This is a genomic window from Metapseudomonas otitidis (assembly GCF_900111835.1).
Taxonomy (GTDB): Bacteria; Pseudomonadota; Gammaproteobacteria; order Pseudomonadales; family Pseudomonadaceae; genus Metapseudomonas; species Metapseudomonas otitidis.
The window spans coordinates 122,021-145,656 of the sequence record NZ_FOJP01000010.1 but is presented as its reverse complement, the minus strand read 5'-3'; the positions used below and the strand labels follow the sequence as shown (position 1 = coordinate 145,656).

General features: G+C 69.9%; 14 protein-coding genes. 10 read left to right on the top strand and 4 right to left on the bottom strand.

The genetic code is table 11. The features are described 5' to 3' along the window. Positions 1-31: 31 nt before the first annotated feature. The 5 genes from BM198_RS14520 (at position 32) to BM198_RS14500 (ending at position 7,002) form a co-directional block, all read left to right on the top strand. Positions 32-2,881 (top strand): valine--tRNA ligase, encoded by a 2,850-nt coding sequence (locus BM198_RS14520; RefSeq protein ID WP_074970845.1) that lies wholly within the window; start codon positions 32-34, stop codon positions 2,879-2,881. Positions 2,882-2,960: 79 nt separating this feature from the next. Next, positions 2,961-4,310: a sodium:proton antiporter NhaD gene (gene nhaD, locus BM198_RS14515; RefSeq protein ID WP_074970843.1), complete on the top strand. Its 1,350-nt coding sequence runs from the start codon at positions 2,961-2,963 to the stop codon at positions 4,308-4,310. A gap of 14 nt (positions 4,311-4,324) precedes the next feature. Continuing rightward, the gene (locus tag BM198_RS14510) at positions 4,325-4,789 is read left to right on the top strand and encodes an SRPBCC family protein (RefSeq protein WP_074970841.1); all 465 of its coding nucleotides are present in this window, start codon (positions 4,325-4,327) and stop codon (positions 4,787-4,789) included. 51 nt (positions 4,790-4,840) lie between these two features. After that, the gene (locus BM198_RS14505; protein WP_074970839.1) at positions 4,841-5,137 is read left to right on the top strand and encodes a winged helix-turn-helix domain-containing protein; all 297 of its coding nucleotides are present in this window, start codon (positions 4,841-4,843) and stop codon (positions 5,135-5,137) included. Positions 5,138-5,172: 35 nt separating this feature from the next. Next, a complete protein-coding gene (locus BM198_RS14500; protein ID WP_044406051.1) occupies positions 5,173-7,002 on the top strand; it encodes an SLC13 family permease in 1,830 nt (609 codons plus the stop codon). Between the two features lie 11 nt (positions 7,003-7,013). Here the strand turns inward: BM198_RS14500 and BM198_RS14495 are convergent, their stop codons facing one another. Beyond that, the gene (locus BM198_RS14495; protein ID WP_074970837.1) at positions 7,014-7,475 is read right to left on the bottom strand and encodes a bacteriohemerythrin; all 462 of its coding nucleotides are present in this window, start codon (positions 7,473-7,475) and stop codon (positions 7,014-7,016) included. Between the two features lie 207 nt (positions 7,476-7,682). Between BM198_RS14495 and rlmF the strand changes: the two genes are divergently transcribed. Continuing rightward, positions 7,683-8,669, top strand: a complete 987-nt coding sequence (gene rlmF / locus BM198_RS14490) for a 23S rRNA (adenine(1618)-N(6))-methyltransferase RlmF (protein ID WP_074970835.1) — start codon at positions 7,683-7,685, stop codon at positions 8,667-8,669. A gap of 390 nt (positions 8,670-9,059) precedes the next feature. On the opposite strand, the gene BM198_RS14485 is transcribed toward rlmF, so the two are convergent. After that, complete coding sequence (locus tag BM198_RS14485) at positions 9,060-12,482, bottom strand: AAA family ATPase (protein ID WP_074970833.1); 3,423 nt, start codon at positions 12,480-12,482, stop codon at positions 9,060-9,062. 152 nt (positions 12,483-12,634) lie between these two features. On the opposite strand from BM198_RS14485, the gene pdxR reads away from it, so the two are divergent. Continuing rightward, positions 12,635-14,119, top strand: coding sequence for a MocR-like pyridoxine biosynthesis transcription factor PdxR (gene pdxR / locus BM198_RS14480; protein ID WP_074970831.1), 1,485 nt, complete (start codon positions 12,635-12,637; stop codon positions 14,117-14,119). 4 nt (positions 14,120-14,123) lie between these two features. On the opposite strand, the gene sbcD is transcribed toward pdxR, so the two are convergent. Beyond that, positions 14,124-15,344, bottom strand: a complete 1,221-nt coding sequence (gene sbcD / locus BM198_RS14475) for an exonuclease subunit SbcD (RefSeq protein ID WP_074970829.1) — start codon at positions 15,342-15,344, stop codon at positions 14,124-14,126. Positions 15,345-15,482: 138 nt separating this feature from the next. Here sbcD and BM198_RS14470 point away from each other — a divergent pair, with 138 nt between their 5' ends. Next, positions 15,483-16,823 carry a TAXI family TRAP transporter solute-binding subunit gene (locus BM198_RS14470; RefSeq protein WP_074970827.1) on the top strand — a complete coding sequence of 447 codons (1,341 nt, stop codon included), beginning with the start codon at positions 15,483-15,485 and terminating at the stop codon, positions 16,821-16,823. A gap of 48 nt (positions 16,824-16,871) precedes the next feature. Here the strand turns inward: BM198_RS14470 and BM198_RS30165 are convergent, their stop codons facing one another. Continuing rightward, complete coding sequence (locus BM198_RS30165; protein ID WP_074970825.1) at positions 16,872-21,836, bottom strand: C39 family peptidase; 4,965 nt, start codon at positions 21,834-21,836, stop codon at positions 16,872-16,874. Between the two features lie 216 nt (positions 21,837-22,052). On the opposite strand from BM198_RS30165, the gene BM198_RS14460 reads away from it, so the two are divergent. Both BM198_RS14460 and yejK read left to right on the top strand, forming a co-directional pair. Further along, the gene (locus BM198_RS14460) at positions 22,053-22,436 is read left to right on the top strand and encodes a hypothetical protein (protein WP_074970823.1); all 384 of its coding nucleotides are present in this window, start codon (positions 22,053-22,055) and stop codon (positions 22,434-22,436) included. A 172-nt stretch (positions 22,437-22,608) separates the two neighbouring features. Further along, positions 22,609-23,616, top strand: a complete 1,008-nt coding sequence (yejK, locus tag BM198_RS14455; RefSeq protein ID WP_074970821.1) for a nucleoid-associated protein YejK — start codon at positions 22,609-22,611, stop codon at positions 23,614-23,616. Positions 23,617-23,636: the final 20 nt, after the last annotated feature.

Genomic DNA, 23,636 nt, shown 5'->3' with positions numbered 1-23,636 from the left:
GATCAGTTGCCGACACGGTCCCGCCGCACACATGGACAAGACCTACCAGCCCCACGCCATCGAAACTTCCTGGTACCAGACCTGGGAGAAGAACAACTACTTCGCCCCGCAAGGTTCCGGCGAGCCCTACACCATCATGATCCCGCCGCCGAACGTCACCGGCAGCCTGCACATGGGCCACGGCTTCAACAACGCGATCATGGATGCGCTGATCCGCTTCCGCCGCATGCAGGGCCGCAACACACTGTGGCAGCCCGGCACCGACCACGCCGGCATCGCCACCCAGATGGTGGTGGAGCGCCAACTGGCCGCCCAGGGCATCAGCCGCCATGACCTCGGCCGCGAGCAGTTCCTCGACAAGGTCTGGGAGTGGAAGGAGCAGTCCGGCGGCACCATCACCCGCCAGATCCGCCGCCTCGGCTCCTCCGTCGACTGGTCGCGCGAGCGCTTCACCATGGACGACGGCCTCTCCGAAGCGGTCAAGGAAGCCTTCGTGCGCCTGCACGAAGACGGCCTGATCTACCGCGGCAAGCGCCTGGTCAACTGGGACACCAAGTTCCACACCGCCATCTCCGACCTCGAAGTGGAGAACCACGACGAGAAAGGCCACCTGTGGAACCTGCGCTACCCCCTGGCCGACGGCAAGAAGACCGCCGAAGGCAACGGCTACCTGATCGTCGCCACCACCCGCCCGGAAACCATGCTGGGTGACAGCGCCGTCGCCGTGCACCCGGAAGACGAACGCTACAAGGCCCTGATCGGCAGCTTCGTCGAACTGCCCCTGGTCGGCCGTCGCATCCCCATCGTCGCCGACGAATACTGCGACCCCGAGTTCGGCACCGGCTGCGTCAAGATCACCCCCGCCCACGACTTCAACGACTACGAAGTCGGCAAGCGCCACGACCTGCCGCTGATCAACATCTTCGACAAGAACGCCGCCGTGCTCGCCACCGCCCAGGTGTTCAACCTCGACGGCAGCGTCAACGACAGCCTCGACGCCACCCTCCCGGCCCAGTTCGCCGGCCTCGACCGCTTCGAAGCACGCAAGCAGATCGTCGCCGCCTTCGAACAGCTCGGCCTGCTGGAGAAGATCGAAGACCACGCCCTCAAGGTGCCCAAGGGCGACCGTTCCGGTACCGTCATCGAACCCTGGCTGACCGATCAGTGGTACGTCTCCACCAAGCCCCTGGCCGAACCGGCCATCGCCGCCGTGGAAGATGGCCGCATCCAGTTCGTGCCCAAGCAGTACGAGAACATGTACTTCTCCTGGATGCGTGACATCCAGGACTGGTGCATCAGCCGCCAGCTCTGGTGGGGCCACCGTATCCCCGCCTGGTACGACGAGGCCGGCAACGTCTACGTCGGCCGCAACGAGGCCGAAGTCCGCGCCAAGCACAACCTCGGCGACCAGCCGCTGCGCCAGGACGAAGATGTCCTCGACACCTGGTTCAGCTCCGGCCTGTGGACCTTCTCCACCCTCGGCTGGCCGGAACAGACCGAGTTCCTCAAGACTTTCCACCCCACCGACGTCCTGGTCACCGGCTTCGACATCATCTTCTTCTGGGTCGCCCGCATGATCATGCTGACCATGCACCTGGTGAAGAACGAGGACGGCACCCCGCAGGTTCCGTTCAAGACCGTCTACGTCCACGGCCTGGTGCGCGACGGCCAGGGTCAGAAGATGTCCAAGTCCAAGGGCAACGTCCTCGACCCGCTGGACATCGTCGACGGCATCACCCTCGACGCCCTGCTGGAGAAACGCACCAGCGGCATGATGCAGCCCAAGCTCGCCGAGAAGATCGCCAAGCAGACCCGCATCGAGTTCCCCGACGGCATCAACAGCTTCGGCACCGACGCGCTGCGCTTCACCTTCTGCTCGCTGGCCTCCACCGGCCGCGACATCAAGTTCGACATGGGCCGCGTCGAGGGCTACCGCAACTTCTGCAACAAGCTGTGGAACGCCGCCAACTTCGTCATCGAGAACACCGATGGCCAGGACACCGGCGTCAACGGCGAAGCCGTCGACCTCTCCTCCGTCGACCGCTGGATCATCAGCCAGCTGCAGCGCACCGAAGCCGAAGTCACCCGCCAGCTCGACGCCTTCCGCTTCGACCTGGCCGCCCAGGCCCTCTACGAGTTCGTCTGGGACGAGTACTGCGCCTGGTACCTCGAACTGGTCAAACCCGTGCTCTGGGACGAGAACGCCCCCATCGAGCGCCAGCGCGGCACCCGCCGCACCCTGGTGCGCGTGCTGGAGGTCATCCTGCGCCTGGCCCACCCGTTCATGCCCTTCATCACCGAAGAGATCTGGCAGCGCATCAAGGGCCAGGCCGGCGTCAGCGGCGACACCCTCATGCTGCAGCCCTGGCCGGTGGCCAACGAAAGCCGCATCGACGCCGCTGCCGAAGGCGACATCGAATGGGTGAAAACCCTGATGCTCGGCGTGCGCCAGATCCGTGGCGAGATGAAGATCTCCATGGCCAAGCGCATCGACATCATCGTCGCCAACACCAATGCCGAAGACCTGCGCCGCCTGGCCGACTTCGAGCCCCTGCTGAACAAGCTGGCCAAGCTCGAATCCGTCCGCGTCCTGGCCAGCGGCGAGGAAGCCCCCATGTCCGCCACCGCCCTGGTGGGCGACATGCAGGTGCTGGTGCCCATGGCCGGCCTGATCGACAAGGACGCCGAACTGGCGCGCCTGGACAAGGAAATCCAGCGCCTGGACGGTGAGGTCAAGCGCGTCGGCGGCAAGCTCGCCAACGAAGGCTTCGTCGCCAAGGCCCCGGCCGAGGTGCTCGAGAAGGAGCGCGCCAAGCTGGCCGAGGCCGAACAGGCCCTGGCCAACCTCACCGAGCAGCGCGGGCGCATCGCCAGCCTGTGATGCACAAGAGCCCGCCCATCGACAGATCGGCGGGCTTTTTACTCCCTGCGACCCCGTTCACCGCTGAAAGGATGTCCCCATGTACGCGCTGATGGCCCTGCTGTTCATCGCCGGTTACCTGTGCATCGCCCTGGAACACCCGCTCAAGGTGGACAAGGCCGCCTCGGCCCTGATCACCGCCGTCCTTTGCTGGACCGCCCTGGTCCTCGGCGTCGACAGCATCGCCCCCGGCCTGGCCCAGGGTGAGCACGGCGTCAGCGGCGAACTGCGCCACCACCTGGGGGAAATCTCCGAGATCCTGTTCTTCCTGCTCGGGGCCATGACCATCGTCGAACTGGTCGATGCCCACGAAGGCTTCAAGGTCATCACCGACCGCATCCAGACCCACAAGCGCGTCACCCTGCTCTGGCTGATCGGCTTCATCACCTTCTTCCTCTCCGCCGTGCTGGACAACCTCACCACCACCATCGTCATGGTGTCCCTGCTGCGCAAACTGATCCGCCACCAGCACGAGCGCTGGTTCTACGCCGGCATCGTGGTGATCGCCGCCAACGCCGGCGGCGCCTGGTCCCCCATCGGCGACGTCACCACCACCATGCTCTGGATCGGCCACCAGATCAGCGCCAGCGGCATCATCAGCAGCCTGTTCATCCCCAGCCTGGTGTGCCTGCTGGTCCCCCTCGTCATCCTCAGCTTCATCCTGCGGGGCGAATTCCAGCGTCCCGACGACGAAGCCGACGCCGCCGAGCACGACCCCACCACCCCCTTCGAGCGCAACCTGGTGTTCGTCCTCGGCCTCGGCGCCCTGCTCTTCGTCCCGGTGTTCAAGAGCATCACCCACCTGCCGCCGTACATGGGCATCCTCCTCGGCCTCGGCGTCCTCTGGGTCGTCACCGAATGGCTGCACCGCGGCAAGCACGACGAAGACAAGCACCCGCTCTCGGTGATCGGCGTCCTGCGGCGCATCGACACCCCCAGCATCCTGTTCTTCCTCGGCATCCTCCTGGCCGTCTCCAGCCTCGCCACCGCCGGCCACCTCACCCAGGTCGCCGCCGCCCTCAAGGACAGCCTCGGCAACGTCTACGCCATCAACATCGCCATCGGCCTGCTGTCCTCCGTGGTCGACAACGTGCCCCTGGTGGCCGGCGCCATGAAGATGTACCCGCTGGCCACCCCCGAGGCCGTCGCCGCAGCCGGCGACCAGGCCGGCTGGCTCGGCCACTTCGTCGTCGACGGCACCTTCTGGGAACTCCTCGCCTTCTGCGCCGGCACCGGCGGCAGCTGCCTCATCATCGGCTCCGCCGCCGGCGTCGCCGCCATGGGCATGGAGCGCATCGACTTCCTCTGGTACCTCAAGCGCATAAGCCTCCTGGCACTGCTCGGCTACCTGGCTGGCGCCGCCACCTACATCGGCCTCGCCCAGCTCTGAAGGGAACGACACGGATGTCCAGCCCGATCCAGCTGCAATTCGAATCCACCCTGCCCATCACGACAGAGACCGCCTGGCGCTGGATCACCGACGTCGACCTGCTGCGCACAGAAATGCGCCCCTGGCTGCGCATGAGCGTCCCGCCCGGCGTCCGCTCCCTCGACGACCTCACCCTCGTACCGGGACGCCCCCTGTTCACCAGCCGCCTCTGGCTGCTCGGCTGCCTGCCCATGGGCCACTCCCACCTCACACTGGAATCCCTCGAACCCGGCCACGGCTTCGTCGAAGCCTCCCCCATGACCGGCATGCGCCTGTGGCGCCACGAACGCACCCTGCACGCCGTCGAGGGCGGCGTGCAGCTCTGCGACCGGTTGACCTTCGAGCCGCGCCTGGCCGCTACGCTGGTTCGCACCCTCACCCGTTTCTTCTTCAATCAACGCCACCGGGTACTCCGGCACCGAGCCACCGCCACGGATTAGCGCCCCAGCCCCTGGCCCGACGCCCCTCGCCTGCCTCGACAAGGACCTGCCATGGAAACCAGCAAGACCCGCACCAGCTTCTACCGCCGCCTCTACGTCGCCTGGCTGATCGACAGCGGCACCGCCACCAGCGTCCCCGCGCTGATGGAGGCCACCGGCATGCCCCGCCGCACCGCCCAGGACACCCTCGCCGCCCTCGCCGAACTGGACATCGACTGCCGCTTCGACCAGGCCGAAGGCGAGCGCAACAACAGCGGCCACTACCGCATCCACGACTGGGGCCCCATCGACCCGACCTGGATCGATGCCAACCTGAGCCCGATCAAGGCGGTGCTCGGCTATCCCTGACAAGCTGCCGCCGCGTCAGAAACAGGAAGCCCCGCGTGAACAACGACCTGCTGATGGTCCTCGGCCTGCTGGCCGGCGCCGTCACCCTCTTCGCCCTCAACCGCCCGCGCATGGACGTGGTCGCCCTGCTGGTGCTCGTCGCCCTGCCCCTCACCGGCGTGCTCGACACCAGCGAAGCCCTGTCCGGCTTCAGCGACCCCAACGTGGTGCTGATCGCCGCCCTCTTCATCATCGGCGACGGCCTGGTGCGCACCGGCATCGCCTACCGCCTGGGAGACTGGCTGGTGGCCAGGGCCGGCAGCAGCGAAACGCGCCTGCTGGTCCTGCTGATGCTGGCCGCTGCCGGGCTCGGCTCGGTGATGAGCTCCACCGGCGTGGTGGCCATCTTCATCCCGGTCGCCCTCGGCGTCGCCTCGCGCCTGCGCATTCCGCCGGGCCGGCTGATGATGCCGCTGGCCTTCGCCGGGCTCATCAGCGGCATGCTCACCCTGGTGGCCACCGCCCCCAACCTGGTGGTCCACGCCGAGCTCAAGCGCGCCGGCCTGGAGGGCTTCGGCTTCTTCAGCATGACCCCGGTGGGGCTCGCCGTACTGGTCCTCGGCATCGGCTACATGCTGCTGGTACGCCGCTGGCTCACCCCACGGGGCGATGACGGCCACGCCAATGCCCCACGCCTGACCCTCGCCGACCTCGCCCGTGCCTACCGCCTGGACGAACGCGAACGACGCCTGCGGGTGCGCGCCGACTCGCCCCTGGCCTGCCAGGCCCTCAACGAACTGGAGCTGCGCAGCCAGTACGGCATCAACGTCATCGCCGTGGAACGCCAGCGGCGCTTCCGCACCCTGCTGCTGATGGCCACCGGCGACACCCAGCTGGAGCCCGGCGACGTGCTGCTGGTGGACCTGGCCAGCCCCGCCATCGGCCTGCTCGGCGCCTACCAGCAACTGGGGCTGGAACCCATGCCCCTGGCCGATTCCTACTTCAGCCTGCACGCCCACCAGCTCGGCCTGGCCGAGGTGGCGATGCCGCCGGAATCCCAACTGCCGGGCAAGACCATCCAGGAACTGGGCTTCCGCACCCGGCACAAGCTCAACGTGGTCGGCCTGCGCCGGAGCGGCAAGGCCCTGGAAGGGGTGCTGGTGGACGAGAAGCTCAAGGCCTCCGACACCCTGCTGGTGGCCGGCGAATGGCGGGCCATCCACCGCCTGCAGGGGCTGAGCCGCGACTTCCTGGTGCTCAGCCTGCCGGCCGAGGTGGACGAGGTCGCCCCCACCGCGCGCAAGGCGCCCTACGCCCTGCTCAGCCTGGGGGTGATGATCGCGCTGATGGTGTCCGGGCTGGTGCCCAACGTACTCGCCGCGCTGATCGGCTGCCTGTTGATGGGCGCCTTCCGCTGCATCGACCTGGACAGCGCCTACCGCGCCATCCACTGGCCGACCCTGGTGCTGATCGTCGGCATGCTGCCTTTCGCCACCGCCCTGCAGCGCACCGGCGGCATCGACCTCGCCGTACAGGGCCTGGTCGCCCTGCTCGGCAACGCCGGGCCCTACGCCATGCTGGCCAGCCTGTTCGCCGTCACCGCGCTGATCGGCCTGTTCATCTCCAACACCGCCACCGCCGTGCTCATGGGCCCGGTGGCCATCGCCACGGCGCAGCAACTGGGTGCCTCGCCGCTGCCCTTCGCGCTGATCGTCGCCCTCGCCGCCTCGGCCGCCTTCATGACGCCGATCTCCTCCCCGGTGAACACCCTGGTGGTCGGCCCCGGGCATTACCGCTTCGGCGACTTCGTGAAGATCGGCGTGCCCTTCACCCTGCTGGTGATGCTCGTCAGCGTGGTGCTGGTGCCCTGGCTGTTCCCGCTCTGAGCGGGCAGCCCTCAGGCCGTGCGCAGGAAGAAGCGCTTGGTGGCGCGGCGCAGCCAGTTGGACTCGGCCGCCAGGCGGGTGAGGTTCTCGCGCACCGCGCCCACGTAGTCGCGGTCGTCGTTGAGGATGTGGTTGAACAGCCAGCGGCCCAGCAGGGACTTCAGCTCATCGGCCACGTCCTGGCCCCGTGCGAAGCGCTCGCGGTACTCCCCCACCCGGCGGATGAACAGCTCGTGCACGCGCTTGTGGGCACGGGTGAAGGCGTAGCCGGCCTCCTCCATCATCGATTCCTCGAAGGCGAAGTGGGACAGGGTGTAGTCCACCAGCTCCTCGATCACCGTGGCGACGACCCCGGCATCCGCCCGGAGCTGCGCCTCGTGGAGCTGGTTGATCATGTCGACGATGCGCCGGTGCTGGTCGTCGATCACGCTGATGCCACTGTCCAGCTCGTCACGCCATTGAAGAAAAGCCATGGTGTCCTCCTGATCTCGCGGTCTGCCCGACAACCTAAGCGGCCCGCCCCTCTCGCCCCATGACACGCATCAACAGAGTTCCCCTCGCCACGGGGTTGCACGGCAAAACAGGCGCTTCCCACAAGGCACTGGCTGCGCATCCGACCGCTGACTTCAGCCTCCAGCCGTGGGAAAATCCCGCGCCCAACCCCAGCCGACAGCCGCCCCATGCCCCAGCCGCCGAAACGCCCCCGCACGCCTGAAGCCCAGGCCGGCAAGGGCGCCCTGCACCCGCGCAATCGCCACCAGGGCCGCTACGACTTTCCCGCGCTGATCGCCGGCAGCCCCGAGCTGGGTGCCTTCGTCATCACCAACCCCTACGGCAAGCCGAGCATCGACTTCGCCAGCCCCGAGGCGGTGAAGGTGTTCAACCAGGCCCTGCTCAAGCAGTTCTACGGCATCCGCCAGTGGGACATCCCCGCCGGCTACCTGTGCCCGCCGATCCCCGGGCGTGCCGACTACCTGCACCACCTGGCCGACCTGCTCGGCGCCGCCCACGACGGCGTCATCCCCCAAGGCCCCGGTCTGCGCGGGCTGGACATCGGCGTCGGGGCCAACTGCGTCTACCCGCTGATCGGCCACCACGACTACGGCTGGCGCTTCGTCGGCGCCGACATCGACCCGCAGTCATTGGATTCCGCCGCCGCCATCCTCGCCGCCAACCCACGCTTCGGCGACGCCATCGAACTGCGTCGCCAGGGAAACCCGCAGCACATCTTCCAGGGCCTGGTGCAGGCGGACGAACGCTTTGACTTCACCCTCTGCAACCCGCCCTTCCACGCCTCCCTGGACGAAGCCCGCAGCGGCAGCACCCGCAAGTGGAAGAACCTCGGCAAGCAGGACCCGAGCCGCCAGCTGCCGGTGCTGAACTTCGGCGGCCAGTCCAACGAGCTGCATTGCGAAGGGGGCGAAGCCGCCTTCATCGCCCGCCTGGCCGACGAGAGCGCCGCCTTCGCCCAGCAGGTGTTCTGGTTCAGCACCCTGGTCTCCAAGGTCGGCAACGTCGCCCCCCTGCAGGAGCGCCTCAAGGCCCTCGGCGCCACCGACATCCGCGTGGTGCATATGGCCCAGGGCCAGAAGCAGAGCCGCTTCGTCGCCTGGACCTACCTGGAGAAAAACCAGCGCCGCGCCTGGCGCAAGGCACGTTGGCCATAAGCACCGCGCAGCCCAAACTGCCGTAGCCCGGACTTCAGTCCGGGACAACCGGCGCATCCATTCCCAGGCTGAAGCCCGGGCTACAGGGCTCGATCACGAATGGCCCGCGTAACGGCCTGCTCTAGCCGTAGGGTGGGCTTCAGCCCACCAACAAACGCACCGCGTGGGCTGAAGCCCACCCTACGAACAGCACCACCCAGCGCCGTAGCCCCGTAGCCCGGACTTCAGTCCGGGAAAGCCGGTGCACACATCCCCGGGCTGAAGCCCGGGCTACAGGGCTCGACCACGAACATTCCGCGCAACGGCCTGCTCTGGCCGTAGGGTGGGCTTCAGCCCACCAAAAAACGCACCGCGTGGGCTGAAGCCCACCCTGCGAACAGCCCTGCCCAGCTACACGGCGAAGCATTGTTCCAGGCGGCTGTAGCCCATGCCGACGCCCTTGTGCACCTTGAGCTGCACGGGGATGCGTTCCTTGAGGGCTTCGACGTGGCTGATGACGCCGATCATCTTGCCGCTGGCGTTGAGGGCATCCAGGGCATCGAGGGCGATTTCCAGGGTCTCGCCGTCGAGGGTGCCGAAGCCTTCGTCGAGGAACAGCGAGTCGATGCTGGTCTTGTGGCTGACCAGATCGGAGAGCGCCAGGGCCAGCGCGAGGCTGACCAGGAAGCTCTCGCCGCCGGAGAGGGTGCGGCAATCCCGGGCGACGTCGCCCTGCCAGGTGTCCAGCACCTCCAGCTCCAGTTCGCCCTCCGTCTTGCGTGCCAGCTGGTAGCGCCCATGCAGGCGTTGCAGCTGGCGGTTGGCCAGGTGCACCAGGTGATCCAGGGTCAGGCCCTGGGCAAAGCGCCGGTACTTGGCGCCGTCGGCGGCGCCGATGAGGCTGTTGAGGCGCTGCCAGAGGTCGTAGGCGGCGGTCTGCCGCTCGATCTCGGCGAACAGCGCCTGCTGCCCTTCCCGACGCTGGGCATCAGCGACCAGCAGCCCACGGACCTCACCCTGGCGCTGGGCCAGGCCACGGCGCTCCGCCTGCACGGCCTGCAGCTGCTCGTCGAGCTGGGCCAGGGTCTGCTCGGTCTGCGGCGCCGCCAGCAGCGCATCCAGGGCCTCCCGGGCCGAGGCTTCCAGGGCCCGGGCTTCGGTGGCGGCCTTGTCCAGGCGCGCCTGGAGGGCCAGCAACCGGTTGCGGGTGTCTTCGTCCAGCAGGGCCGCCCGGTACTGCGCCTCGTCGGCGAAGGGGCTGTGGGCCAGGGCCTGTTCCCAGGCGCTGCGCTGGGCGTCGAGGGAACCACGGGCGGCCTCGCCCTGCTCGACCAGGGTGTGTTCGCGCCCGACCAGGGCCTGGCTGCGTTCCTGGGCCAGCGCCAGGCGCTGATCGGCCTGCTCCAGGGCGGCGACAGGGTTATCCACAGGGGCCAGGGGCTCGCCATCGGCCTGGCCGAGTTCGCGCCAGCGTTGCTGCCAGCGGCTGGCGGCGCTTTCGGCCGCCTGCAGCTCCACCACCAGCGCCTGCTCATCCCGCTCCAGGCGTTGTTGCAGGGTCTGGGCCTCGCGCCAGGTCCGGGCTTCGGCCTCGCGCTCGCTCAACCAGCCTTCGCCATCCTCGGGCAGGGCGTAGCCGAGTGCCTCCAGGGCGGCGCGCAGTTCTGCCTCCTGGCGGGCCTGCTGCGCCTGGAGCTGGCCCAGGTGTTCGGTGTTCTCCGCTTCGCGGCGGCGCAGGGCGTCCTGCTCCTGCACGGCCAGGGCGAGATTCTTGGCGGCCTCCTGTTGCTGCCGCTGCGCCTGCACATGCCGGGCTCGGACGTTTTCCAGGGCCTGCTTGAGGCCATCCAGCTCACCCAGGCTGCGCTGCAGGGCGGCCAGGTCCGCCTGCTGTTGCGCCAGGGCCGCCTCCACCGCCTGGGCATCGGCCAGTGGCCGGCCCAGTGCCGTGCACAGCTGCTGCCACTGGGCCTGCAGCTGTTGCAATTCATCCTGCAGGCGTTGGGCATCCTGCTGGCGCTGGCGCAGTTGCGCCTCCAGGGCGGCCAGTTCGTCGCGCAGTGCCTCGCCGCGCTCGCGCACCTGGTCCTGCTCGGCGCGCTTGGCTTGCAGGGCCCGCTGGGTCTCCGAGGTGTCCAGCGCGCCGTAGGCCTCGATGGCCGGGTGTTCGCAGGAGCCGCACAGCGGGCAGGCCTCCCCCGGCTGCAGGGCCGCACGGTGGGCCTCCAGCTTGAGGATGCGCTGCTCCTGTTCCAGCAGTTTTTCCTTGTCCTGGATCTGTTGCTTGAGGTCGGTGAACTGCAGGCGCAGGGCATCCCGCGCCGCCGCCTTCTCCGCCTGGGCACGGCTGTCGGCGTCGATGCCGGCCTGTGCCTCGGCCAGTTGACGCGCCAGGCGCGTGCGGGTGTCCGCCAGCTGCTGCAGACGGCTGAGCTGGTGGCCCTGGTCGCTGAGGCGCTGCCAGCGATCACGCAACGCGGCTTCGGACTCACCGGCCAGCAAGGCGCCCAGGGCAGCCTGGTGTTGCGCGTCGTCGGCGCGGGCCCGCTCTAGGTGCTGGTCACTGTCAGCCAACACAGCCTGGAGGTCGGCGATGCGCTGCGCCACGCGCTCCGCGTCTTGCCGGTCCTGCTGCTGGCGGGCCAGCGACTGGGCGATGGCCTGGGCCAGGTTGCGGCGCGCACCGAACTGCTCGCGCCAGGCGCCCAGGCGCTCGCCCAGCAGGCCATGCTGCGGGTTGGCCGCCAGTTGTGCCTCCACCTGCCGCCTCTGCCCGGCCAGGGCCTCGCATCGGGCAGCCAGGGCTGCCACCTGCTGCTGGCTGTAGCCGCGCGCCCTCCACAGGCCGTCGGCCACCTCGCGGGCGGCCTCGGCCTTCTGTTCACGCACCTGCGCCAGGGCCGCCACGGCTTCGGCAGCGGCCTGCTCGGCACGCTGCCAGTCGCGGTGGGCACTGCGCAGGCGCTCGGCCGGCTCGCTGGCGGCCAGTTGCTGCAGCTCCGGCTCGGCGGCGTCCCGGGCCTGCCGGGCGGCCTCGCCCTGGGCCTGGGTGGCGTGCAGGCGGGCCTCGGCGTTGGCCACGGCCTCGCGCCACTGGCGCTGGCGTTGCAGGGCCTCCTGCTGCTGGCTGAGGGCGGCTTCGCGGGGATCGAGGGCGGCGAGTTCGTCCTGCAGGCCCTGGCGCTGCGCGTCGTCGAGCAGTTCGACACCCTCGGCGCGGGCGCGGGTCTGCTCCAGCGCCGCCTTGGCTTCGCGGGTGGACTCGAATACCCGCTGGGAGATCAGCCCGTACACCTCGGTGCCGGTGAGTTCCTCCAGCAACTCGGCGCGCTGGTTGGCGCTGGCTTCGAGGAAGGCGGCGAACCCACCCTGGGCCAGCAGCATGGACTTGGTGAAGCGCTCGAAATCGAGCCCGGTGAGGCTTTCGGTCTGCTTGAGCTTGTCGTTGATCTTGTCGGTGAGGATCTCGCCATCGGCGATGCGCGCCAGCTCCACCTTGGGTGGCTGCAGCCCGCCGTCCACCTTGTCGCGGGCCCGGCGCTGGCTCCAGAAGGCACGGTAGCCCACGCCCTTGACCTCGAACTCCACCTCGGCCAGGCAGTCGGCGGTGTGCCGCGTCATCAGCTCGTTGGCCGAAGCGGAGACGCTGCTCATGCGCGGCGTGCGGTGGTAGAGCGCCAGGCAGATGGCGTCCAGCAGGGTGGTCTTGCCGGCACCGGTGGGGCCGGTGATGGCGAACAGGCCGTTGCCGGCGAAGGGCTCGGCGGTGAAGTCGATCTTCCACTCGCCCTTGAGCGAGTTGAGGTTCTTCAGGCGCAGGCTGAGGATTTTCATGCGGGGGTCGTGCTCATCCGGGAAGCCGGCATTCTGTCATCCCCGCGCGCCCGTGCCGACCCGCATCCGCACCTGCGCAGCAGCCCCACGCCATTGGCCTGCCAAAGCCTTACACTCGCCGACTTCCTGCCAGACCACCCACAGGCCATGCCATGGCGACACGTTTCGAGCTGGACACCCTGAAGATGCGCATCGCCCAGGCCGAGCTGCAGCCCCTGGACCTGCACCAGCGCATCCAGCGGGCGCTGCAGGGGCTGATCCTCGACGGCACCCTGGCCCCCGGCCTGCGCCTGCCGGCCACCCGCAGCCTGGCCACTGCCCTGGGGGTGGCCCGCGACACGGTGGAGAACGCCTACGTGCAGCTCCAGCGCGACGGCTACATCGCCCGCCAGCAGGGCTCGGGGAGCTTCGTCTCCGACAGCCTCGGCCAACGCCTGCGCGGCGCCCCCGCTCAGCGCCGGGCACCCCGCCCCGCCGCCACCGCCAGCCCCACCAGCGGGCTGAGCCGGCGGGGCGAGGCGATCCTCGCCAGCGGCGGCATCCAGGACCACCGGCAGGTGCGCGCCTTCGCCACCGGCCTGCCGGAGACCCGCTCCTTCCCCCTCGCCACCTGGACGCGCCTGCAACGCCAGGCGCAGAAGGACACGGGCGCCCTGCTGCACGGTGACCCGCAAGGCTGCGAGGCGCTGCGCACGGCCATCGCCACCTACCTGAACCTCGAACGCGGCGCCCGCTGCAGCCCGGACCAGGTGCTGGTGCTGAGCAGCACCCGCCAGGGCCTGTTCCTCTGTGCCCAGCTGCTGGTGGACGAGGGCCGCCCAATCCTGCTGGAAGACCCGGGCTACATCGGCGCCCGCCGCGCCTTCGAGGCCGCCGGGACGCGGGTGCTGCCGGTCCCGGTGGACGCCCAGGGCCTGAGCACCGAGGCGCTGCGGGCCGACCGCAGCGGCGCCAGCTGCGTGTACGTGACGCCGTCGCACCAGTACCCCACCGGCGCCACCCTGCCGTTGCAGCGGCGCCTGGAGCTGATCGGCTGGGCCGCCGAGCGCCGGGGCTGGATCATCGAGGACGACTACGACAGCGAGTTCCACTACGACGGCCTGCCCACCGCCTGCGTCCAGGGCCTGGACGACCAGCAGCGCACCCTCTACCTGGGCACCCTCAGCAAGGCCCTGTACCCCGGCCTGCGCCTGGGCTACATGGTGCTGCCCCCGGCACTGGTGCCCGCCTTAACCCATGCCCGCAGCATCATCGACGGCCACAGCCCGCAGGTGCTGCAGCTGACCCTGGCGCGCTTCATGGAGGACGGCCACTACAACGCCCACGTGCGCGCCATGCGCAAGCTCTACGCGCAGCGCCAGGCGGTGCTGGTGGGTGCCCTGGAGCGCCACCTGCCGAGCGTGGTCCAGGCCCTGCGGCCGCCGGGCGGCCTGCAACTGCCCTGCCTGCTCGCCGAGGGCTGGACGGAGGCGCGCACCCAGGCGCTCGCCGCCCGTGCCGGGCTGTTGCTGCCGGGGCTCAGTCGGTTGTACCTGGGGGCGGAGAAACGCCAGGGCTGGCTGCTGGGCTATTCGGCCCTCAGCGACCACGAGATCGAAGGGGCGGTACGGCGCCTGGCTGACGCGCTGGGGGCGTGATGGCTCAGGCCGTGTCGTCGCGCACCTGCTCCAGCACCTGGCGGTAGAGGTCGGTCAGCCGCGCGGCTTCGGCCTCTTCCAGGGCTTCCAGCCCCAGGCGGCGCTGGAACACCTCTTCCACGCTCAGCTCGTCGAGGGTTTCCCGCGCCTCGCCCTGCAGGCCGGGGCGCGCGGCACCGCGCTCGCGGCGGATGCGCAGCACCTCCACCGGCAGCCCGTCGCACAGCTGTGCCAGGCGGGCCTGGAGGTCATTGAGGTAGTCGTCCGTGGTCACCACCACCTCCAGCCAGGCCGGGCGCTCCGGGGTGCCCTCGCGGGCGGCCTCGGCCAGGCGTTCGGGCAGCTCGGCGAGGCTGCCGCGCAGGCTCAGCAGCGGCTGGAAGCACGGCACCGGGAGCGCCTGCACCTCGCGCAGGCCGCTGCCGTCCAGCTCCACCAGCAGCACCTCCTTCTGCTGGCGCGCCTCGTCGAAGGCCAGGGGGATGGGCGAGCCGCTGTAGCGGATGTGCCCCAGGCCGCCGACCTTCTGCGGCCGGTGGATGTGCCCCAGGGCGATGTAGTCGGCCGCCGGGAAGGCGCTGGTGGGGAAGGCCTCCAGCGCGCCGACGTAGATTTCCCGCACCGACTCGCTGGCACTGGCGCCCACCGTGGTGAGGTGGCCGGTGGCGATGATCGGCAGGTCGCCGCCCGAGGCGGCGCGGCATTGCAGGGCGCGCTCGAACAGCGCCTGGTAGTGGGCCTGGATGGCCTGCTGCAGCCCCAGCTGCTTGTCCTCGGCACTCTGCCCGGCCTGGCTCAGCAGCACGTCGCGGGGGCGCACGAAGGGCACCGCGCAGAGCACCGCACCGGGCTGGCCGTCGCGCCGGGGCAGCACCCGCACCTGTTCGTCCGGGTCGGCCACCACCGCCGGCACCACCCAGGTGTCCAGCTGGGCCAGCAGCTCGCGGCTCTCGCCGAGCATCGCCACCGAGTCGTGGTTGCCCCCCAGCACCACCAGCCGCGCCCCGCTGGCGCGCAGGTCGACGATGAAGCGGTAGTACTGCTCGCGGGCGTAGCTGGGCGGCGCGCCGGTGTCGAACACATCGCCGGCCACCAGCACCGCGTCCACCTCATGCAGCCGCACCTGCTCCAGCAGCCACTGGCAGAACGCCTGGTGCTCGGCCTGGCGGGTCTTGCCCATGAAATGCTGGCCCAGGTGCCAGTCGGAGGTGTGCAGGATGCGCATCGGAAACCACGCTGAAGACGATGAAGGCGGCCACCTTGTCATCGGCCACCGGCGCTGGCAACCACCGCAAGCGGCTCGTGCTGCCCAGCGCAGCGGCACGCACTATCCTGTAGCCGTCATACCCGCAACGGAGTCCCCATGCCGAGGCTGTTGAAAGACCTGAAGATCATGCTGCTGGCCAACCTGTGGACGGTGCCGGTGCTGGCTGCGCTGGTGGGCGCGCTGTTCTACTTCGTCGCCCCGCCGCCGCCCATGCACGCGCGCCTGGCCACCGGCGGTGCCAATGGTGGCTACGCGGTGTTCGGCCAGCGCCTCAAGGAAGAACTGGCGCGCCAGGGCTTCGACCTGGAGCTGGTGCCCAGCGACGGCTCGCTGGACAACCTGGAGAAGCTGCGCAAGGGCGAAGTGGAGATGGCCCTGGTGCAGAGCGGCCAGGAACTGACCCTGCCCGTGGAGGTGCGCCAGCGCCTGCACGGCCTCGGCGTGATGTACCAGGAGCCGCTGTGGCTGTTCCGCCGTGCCGACGTGGACATCGACAGCATGGCCGACCTGCAGCAGCTGCGGGTGGCCATCGGCAAGCCCGGCAGCGGCACCCGCGCCATCGCCGATGCGCTGTTCGCCGCCAACGCCATCCCCACGGACAGCTACCCGGCCAGCTGGCAGGCCTACAGCGGCAGCCGCGCTGCCGAGCAGTTGCTGAATGGCGAGCTGGATGCGGCCTTCTTCGTCGGCCCGGCGGAGAACGCCGTGGTGCAGCGCCTGGCCGCCAGCCCGGGGGTGGACCTGGTGAGCTTCCGCCGCAGCGCCGCCTACCGCGCACGGCTGCCCTACCTGACGCGCCTGGAAGTGGGCGAAGGGCTGCTCAACCTGGCCAACAACGTGCCCCGCCAGGACGTGCTGACCCTCGGCCCGGTGGCCACCCTGGTGGCCGGCGAAGGCTTCCACCCCTCGCTGACGCCGCTGATCCTCGAAGCCGCCCGCGAGGTGATGCAGAACGGCAGCCTGCTGGACCCGTCCGGCACCTACCCGAAGGAGCAGCCGATGACCCTCGCCGCCCTGGACGAGGCCAGCTACTACTACCGCAACGGCTTGCCGATCCTGCAGCGCTACCTGCCCTTCCGCATCGCCTCCCTGGCGGACCGCTACATCATCCTGCTGATCCCGCTGCTGGTGGTGATGTTCCCGCTGTTCAAGGCCGTGGGCCCGGTGTACCGCTGGCGCGTCCGCGCACGCATCTACCGCTGGTACAAGCACCTGCGGGAAATCGACCGCAAGCTGCAGCACGGCACCGCCTTCCCGGCCCTGGACGAGGAAATACGCGGACTGGAAGCCCTGGAGGCACAGCTGGACCGGGTCGACGTACCGCTCTCCTACACCCACGAGCTGTACGACCTGCACATGCACCTGCGCTACGTCATCGAACGCCTCAAGGCCCTGCGCGCCCAGCGCCAGGCCGACGCACCAGGCATGCGGGACTGAACGCAAGCGGGCCGGGTTACCCCGGCCCGCAACGCCCGATTCAACGACCTACGCCAACTGCAACCAGCGCCACAGTGCCGCCCAGCGCGGAGTCAGCGGACCAAAGGCCAGGCGCCGCGCCAGGCCATGGCGCAGGCGCCGGTAGTACGGGTGATTGCCGGCACTGCGGGCGAAGGTGCGCGCCTCACCGAACAGGGCCCGGGCGGCCCGCGCATCGCCTTGCTCCCAGGCCTTGGCGGCACCTTCAGCCAGCTGCTTCATGCACAGGTAGAAGCCTCGCAGCTGCACGCCGTCGAGCCGGGCCAGCCACTCCGCCACCGCTTCGCGGTCGCCGGCCAGGGCGGCGTCGCCCACCAGCCAGGCCATGGCGTCGTAGTTGTTGGGGTCACGCTGCAGGGACAGGCGCGACACCTGCGCCGCCTCGGCATCGCGCTTGAGGGCACGCAGCGCCAGGGACAGGTTGTCCAGCGCCCAGGCAGGCAGGTCGTCGCGCTCGCGCCAGTCGCCCATCCAGTGGAGCATCGCCGAGTAGCGTTCCTGGCTGCTCAGCGCGTAGCTGGCCATGCCCCAGGTCACGGGGTTCTCGCGGATGGCCGGGGCGCACGCTTCCAGGGTGCGCGTGAGCAGCCCGCTGGCGTTCTTGCGCTCGGCCAGCAGGTCGAGCATGCCGTGGCGGGCGGCATGACTTTCATCCTGGGGCAGCACGCGCTGGAAGGCCTTCCACAGGGTGCCGGGCAGCCAGCGGGCATCCTCCATGGCGAACCAGTGGCGGTAGGCGATGCGGTGCAGCTCGCCGCTCGGGGCGAACTGTTCGATCACTTCGCGCCAGAGGCGGTCGTCCGCCGGGGCGCCGAGCACCTCGACGACCCCGTCCCAGGCGTCCAGCCCCGCGGCGGTGGTGCAGACCCGCTCCAGGGTCTGGCGCTTCAGTTCGCGGTCGTTGACCATCCCGGCCGCCCGCACGCCGCGCACCAGGGCGGAGGGGCTGGCCTCGCCGGCCAGCAGGCGGCGCACCACGTCGGCCGATTCGGCGTGCCGGCCGTTCTCGGCCAGCAGGTCGAAGGCATGCAGCCCGGCGAAGCTGTAGTCGCGGTCCAGCTCGAAGGCCTTGAGGAAGGCCGGCAGTGCATCGGCCTTGCGTTCGGCCATCAGCAGGGCATGGCCACGGAAGCCATGGGAGACGGCCTTGCGCGGTTCCAGGCGGACCATCTGGTCGGCGGCGGCCAGGTAGGCCTCGGCGTTGCCGCCGTTGTCGTGCAGGTCGGCCAGCTCGCGCCAGCCGTCGTAGGCATCCGGGTGCACCCGCAGCAGTGCGTCGAGTTCGGCCTGGGCGCCCTCGCGGTCGTCGTTGCGCAGGCGCACGCGGGGGCCGTAGAGCGCCAGTTCCACCGGTGGCGCGCCACCCCAGCAGGGCGCCTGGAGCAAGGCATCCAGTTCGTCCTGGCGGCCGCCTTCCAGCAGCAGGCGGGCCAGCTGGTCGTTGGCGCCCCGGTGCCGGGGGGTGAGCTGCAGGGCGCGGCGCAGGGCCTGTTCGCGGGCTTCGTCAGCGCTTTCCTGCTCGGCCAGGGCCAGCCAGGCGTCGCTGTCGCCGGCGCGCCGTTCCACCAGGTTGCGGGCCAGGGCCAGGGGCCGCTCGGGCTGGTCCAGCGCGGCGCTGTAGCGGCGCAGCTGGTTCCAGGCCCAGCCGTTGCCGGGTTCGTCGAGCAGGACGCGCTCGGCCTCGTCGGCACCGGCGGCCATCTCGCCGCGCTCGCCCAGCACGTAGCCGAGCCAGGCGCGCAGGTCGGTGTTGTCGGGGGTGCGCTGGAGCACGCCGCGCAGCATGGCTTCGGCCTCATCGAGGCCGGTGCCCTCCTCCACCAGGGTCTCCACGTAGAGGCGCACGCTCTGGGTCCACAGCGGGTTGATCCGCAGGCTGTCGCGCAGGGTCTCGCGGCACTCGGCGTAGCGGCCCTGGTCACGCAGCAGCAGGGCGCGCTCCAGGCCCAGGCGCGGCATCTGGCTGAAGCGTTCCTGGGCACGGGCCAGCAGGGCGTCGGCCTCGTCGGTGCGTTCGAGGAAGGCCAGTTGGCGGGCGGTGACCACCCACAGCTGCCAGGTGTCCGGCTGGCGCTCCAGGGCGGCCTGGAGCTGCTCCAGCAGCGCGGCATCGTCCAGCAGGGCGCGGGCCTGGTAGGCGTAGGTGAGCCAGCCGTCGCCAAAGTTCACCTGCTGCACCAGTTGGGTGTGGATGTAGGCCAGGGCTTCGTCCAGTTCCTCGCGGCTGGCGCAGCTGTCCAGCAGCATGCTCAGGGCGTAGTCGTTGTCGATGCTGCGGGCCAGCGCCAGGCGGAAGGCCTCGCGGGCGGCCTCGCGACGGCCGGCCTGCAGGTGCACGAAGCCGAGGGTGGACTGGGCGCTGGTGGCGCCGTGCTCCACCTGGATGGCCCGCTCGCAGGTCTCCAGGGCTTCGTCGTCGCGCCCGAGGCGGGCCAGGGTCACGGCCAGTTCGCGGATCGCCCAGGCGTGCTCGGGGTGGCTGGCCAGCAGGCGCAGCAGGGCGGTCTCGGTGTCTTCCAGGGAGCGCCGCTTGGCCCGCTCCACGGCCAGGTCGGCGATGCCCCGGTGATGGGGGAAGCGCGCCACCAGGGCTTCGACGTAGGCGTCCACGGCCTCTTCGCCGGCGCTCTGCAGCAGCAGGTCTGCCTGCAGGCGGTGCACGCGCATGTTCAGCGGGTCCAGTTCGGCGGCTTCGCGGCACCAGGCCTGGGCCTGTTCGAGGTCACCGCCGGCGCGCTGGCTGTGCAGCACGGCGGCGCGCAGCCAGTTGCCGCGCCGGCTGACCGGTTCGGCGCGTTCGAGCAGGGCCTGGTTCAGCTCCAGTTCGCCGATGCGCCCGTAGAAGTCGGCCAGGCTGAGCAGCAGCGCGGGGTCGCGCGGGCGCTGTTCGACGGCCTGCTCCAGGACCTCGCGGCACTCGCGGGAGAAGTCCAGCTCCTCCAGGCATTCGGCGAGGGTCAGGCTCGGGCCGGCGTCCAGGCTGCCCAGGCGTGCCTGCCGGCGACGCAGGAAGGCCAGGCCCTCCTCCTGCCGGCCGAGGAAGCGCAGGGCGCGGAAGTACTGGACGCTGAAGCCTTCGTTGGTGTCGTGCAGGCAGGCGGCGATGCGGTAGTAGTCGCAGGCCGCCTCGCGCTCGCCGGCGCTCCACAGCTGGCTGGCCAGTTCGTTCCAGGCCAGGGCGTTGGTCGGTGCCTGGCGCAGGACGCGGGCCAGCAGGCGGCGGGCCTCGGGGGCGTCGCGGCCGTCTTCGCCGAGGACGCTGGTGTAGCGCACCAGCAGCACGGGGTCGCACCAGCGTTCCTGGCAGTGCTGGGCGAGCCAGTCGAGGTGGACTTCGCGGCTTTCCAGCTGGGACAGCGAGGTGGCCTTGGAGAGGATCAGGTTGGCGTCTTCGGGGAAGCGCTGCAGCAGCGCCTCGGTGGCTTCCAGCACCTGGCTCTCGCGGCCGTCGTACCAGCCGAGGGCGCGCAGGCCCTGGTAGGCCAGGCGGTGCTCGGGCGCGGCTTGGCGCAGGGCCTGGAGGGCGGCCTCTGCCTCTTCGCGGTCGTGCACTTCCAGGGCGCTGACCAGGCGGTAGTAGTGATCCCACACGTCGCTTTCGGGCAGTTCCAGCCCGTCCAGCCGGTGGGCTTCCTCGGGGGGCAGCAGGAGCATGCCGCGCGGGCCGGAGGGGCGCTGGCTCTCCAGCAGGCCGACGGCGAGGGATTCGCCGAAGTGGGCCTGGCCGGGGTCGCGGATCAGCAGGGTGCCACGGGGTTCGTCGTAGCCCACCACGGCCTGCAGGTGGCCGCTGCCGGTGTACTGCAGGGTCAGGGTGAAGGGGATGCCGCGGTCGATCAGGGCACGGCTGGTGGCCCAGTCCACGGTGAACTCGCGGGCCAGCCAGCCGTTGCGCTCGCCCCAGGCGCGCTCGGCCTGGTGGGAGGTGCCGTCGTAGCAGATCTCCTCGGCCACTTCGAGGTGGCCGACGGGGCGGCCCCAGTAACCGGACAGCGCGGTGAGGGTGGCCGGTACGCAGGTCATGTGGTGCTGGCGGACGAAGCGCACCGGCAGCAGGCAGCGCCGGCCCTGGGGCTCGGCGAGGTTCTCGGCGACCTTGCGGTAGAACGGCGACTCCGACTCCAGGGCCAGGCGATGCCCGGCGGCCAGGTCGCCGCGCAGGCAGGCGATGTCGCAACGGCGGGCGGCATACCAGCCGCGCATGCCCTTCTCCATCAGCGGCGCCAGCTGTTCGCCATGGGCCAGCCAGTGCTCGGCCTCGTCGAGGGCTTCGCGTTCGATCAGCAGGTCGGTGAGCTGGGCACACAGGCTGGCGCTCTCGCTGCGCGCACAATCGGCCCGCAGGCGCGCCAGGGCAGCGTCCTCGCGGCCGAGCTGCAGTTCCAGCTGCGCGGCCTGGTGCTGGGCGCCGCGGTAGTCGGGGCGTTCGGCGAGCACGGCTTCGCAGAGGGCCAGGGCTTCTTCGTAGCGGTCCTCCTGCTCCAGGCTGTAGGAGCGCTCCACCGGCAACCACGGATCGCCGGGCAGCAGGCGCTCGGCTTCGGCGTGGCATTCGGCGCTGCGGTCGAAATCACGCAGCAGCGCGTGCAGGTAACCGAGGAAGGACAGCCATTCGGCGCGCAGCTCCGGCGCCTCGGGCAGCCAGCCGTCGAACCCCTGGACGAAGCGCCAGGCGCGGAACTGCCCGCGACGCGAGAGCAGGAAGCGCGCATAGCGCAGGCGTGCCTCGGGGGATTCGGGGTGGCGGCGGTAGGTGCGCCAGGCCAGGGCGTCGGCCAGGCGCGGCGCGCCCATGTGGCCGACCAGGCGGCAGGCCAGCGCCAGGGCGGCGGGGTCGCGCCATTGGCGGTAGTCACCCAGGCGGCCGGCCAGGGCATGGGCCTGGAGGAACAGGCCACGGTCGGCCAGCGCCTCGATGGCGTGCAGCAGCTCGGCGCGCTGGTGGGCGGGTAGATCGAGGGCGATGTCGGTCATCGGAACCATCCCTGGTCAGGCGGGGCCGCCACGCTGACGTGGCGCCACGCTCAAGGTGAGAGCGGATTCATCCGCGAAACAGGCTGAAAAGAATAATGCCCGGCACCGGGCAGAACCAGCGCCTGCGGCCGCGTTCTACTGCGCGACGGCTCATCGGTTCACAGGGGTGTGAACCGGGTAGCAGTCGTCGGGTTCCTTCAGGAGCGAAGAAACGAGATGGCGACAAAAGCGGGTGTCTTCACCAAACGTGTGTTGGGCGTGCTTTTGACCGTGGTGGCGCTGGGGGCGGTGACGGCCCATGCCATGGACGAGGATGTGGATAACGACGGATACCGCGATGCCACCTACGGTGGTACGGACGAGGATCTGGACAATGATGGCCGCCGCGATGCCCGCTTCGGCGGCACGGACGAGGACCTGGACAACGATGGGCGCCGTGATGCCGAGTTCGGTGGCACGGACGAGGACAGCGATAACGACGGGCGGCGCGATGCCCTGTACGGCGGCACCGATGAGGACATCGACAACGACGGCAAGCGTGACGTTCGTTTCGGTGGTACGGATGAAGACCGCGATAACGACGGCTACCGCGAGGAATAGCGCGTCCGGCCCCCGGAAGACGCCCGCACATGCGGGCGTTTTCGTTTACCGCCCCCTTGTTACCCCTCCCGCGAAACGACCACCCGCCGCGCCGTTGCGCCGGGAGCCTGTTAGACTTCCGCCCCTCAGCCGACCCCAGCGGTCGCCCCGTCCACCGTTCCCGGATACGTCCATGCCGATTCGCCATTGCATCGTCCACCTCATCGACAAGAAGCCCGACGGCAGCGCCTCCACCCTGCACGCGCGCGACAGCGAGCTGGCCGAGTCCAAGGCCATCGAGAACCTGCTGGCCGACCTCAACGACAGCTACAACGCCAAGCAGGGCAAGGCCTGGGGCTTCTTCCACGAGGAGTCCGGCGCCTACCCCTTCAGCGGCTGGCTGAAGGCCTACCTGGAAGGCGGCGAGTTCGCGCCCTTCACCCGCCAGGCGGCGGAGCACCTGCAGAAGCTGATGGACGAGTCCAACCTCTCCACCGGCGGCCACGTGCTGTTCGCCCACTACCAGCAGGGCATGACCGACTACCTGGCCATCGCCCTGCTGCACCACAGCGAAGGGGTGACGGTGACCGAGTCCCTGGAGCTGGCCCCCGCCCGCCACCTGGACCTGGGCCAGTTGCACCTGGCGGCACGCATCAACCTCTCGGAATGGCGCAACAACGCGCAGTCCAAGCAGTACATCTCCTTCATCAAGGGCAAGAACGGCAAGAAGGTCTCGGACTACTTCCGCGACTTCATCGGCTGCCAGGAAGGCGTCGACGCCCCCGGCGAGACCCGCACCCTGCTCAAGGCCTTCAGCGACTTCGTCGAGCAGGAGGACCTGGCCGAGGAACAGGCCCGCGAGAAGACCAAGACCCTGGTGGACTACGCCACCACCCAGGCCAAGCTGGGCGAGGCCATCACCCTGGAAGAACTGTCCGGGCTGATCGACGAGGACCGCCCGCGTGCGTTCTTCGAGCACATCCGCAACAAGGACTACGGCCTGTCTCCGGAGATCCCGCCGGACAAACGCACCCTCAGCCAGTTCCAGCGCTTCACCGGCCGTGCCGAGGGCCTGTCCATCAGCTTCGAGGCTCACCTGCTGGGTTCGAAGATCGAGTACGACGAGGGCCGCGACATGCTGATCATCCGGCAGGTGCCGACCCAGCTGAAGGATCAGCTCAAGCGCCGCAAGGACAACTGATCGCAGCGCCACCCTGGTGA

What these genes read in the sequence shown, in the direction of transcription:
- BM198_RS14520 (WP_074970845.1), top strand. Translation starts at nt 32, where the DNA reads ATGGACAAGACCTACCAGCCCCACGCCATCGAAACTTCCTGGTACCAG.
- nhaD (WP_074970843.1), top strand. Translation starts at nt 2,961, where the DNA reads ATGTACGCGCTGATGGCCCTGCTGTTCATCGCCGGTTACCTGTGCATC.
- BM198_RS14510 (WP_074970841.1), top strand. Translation starts at nt 4,325, where the DNA reads ATGTCCAGCCCGATCCAGCTGCAATTCGAATCCACCCTGCCCATCACG.
- BM198_RS14505 (WP_074970839.1), top strand. Translation starts at nt 4,841, where the DNA reads ATGGAAACCAGCAAGACCCGCACCAGCTTCTACCGCCGCCTCTACGTC.
- BM198_RS14495 (WP_074970837.1), bottom strand. Translation starts at nt 7,475, where the DNA reads ATGGCTTTTCTTCAATGGCGTGACGAGCTGGACAGTGGCATCAGCGTG.
- rlmF (WP_074970835.1), top strand. Translation starts at nt 7,683, where the DNA reads ATGCCCCAGCCGCCGAAACGCCCCCGCACGCCTGAAGCCCAGGCCGGC.
- BM198_RS14485 (WP_074970833.1), bottom strand. Translation starts at nt 12,482, where the DNA reads ATGAAAATCCTCAGCCTGCGCCTGAAGAACCTCAACTCGCTCAAGGGC.
- pdxR (WP_074970831.1), top strand. Translation starts at nt 12,635, where the DNA reads ATGGCGACACGTTTCGAGCTGGACACCCTGAAGATGCGCATCGCCCAG.
- sbcD (WP_074970829.1), bottom strand. Translation starts at nt 15,344, where the DNA reads ATGCGCATCCTGCACACCTCCGACTGGCACCTGGGCCAGCATTTCATG.
- BM198_RS14470 (WP_074970827.1), top strand. Translation starts at nt 15,483, where the DNA reads ATGCCGAGGCTGTTGAAAGACCTGAAGATCATGCTGCTGGCCAACCTG.
- BM198_RS30165 (WP_074970825.1), bottom strand. Translation starts at nt 21,836, where the DNA reads ATGACCGACATCGCCCTCGATCTACCCGCCCACCAGCGCGCCGAGCTG.
- BM198_RS14460 (WP_074970823.1), top strand. Translation starts at nt 22,053, where the DNA reads ATGGCGACAAAAGCGGGTGTCTTCACCAAACGTGTGTTGGGCGTGCTT.
- yejK (WP_074970821.1), top strand. Translation starts at nt 22,609, where the DNA reads ATGCCGATTCGCCATTGCATCGTCCACCTCATCGACAAGAAGCCCGAC.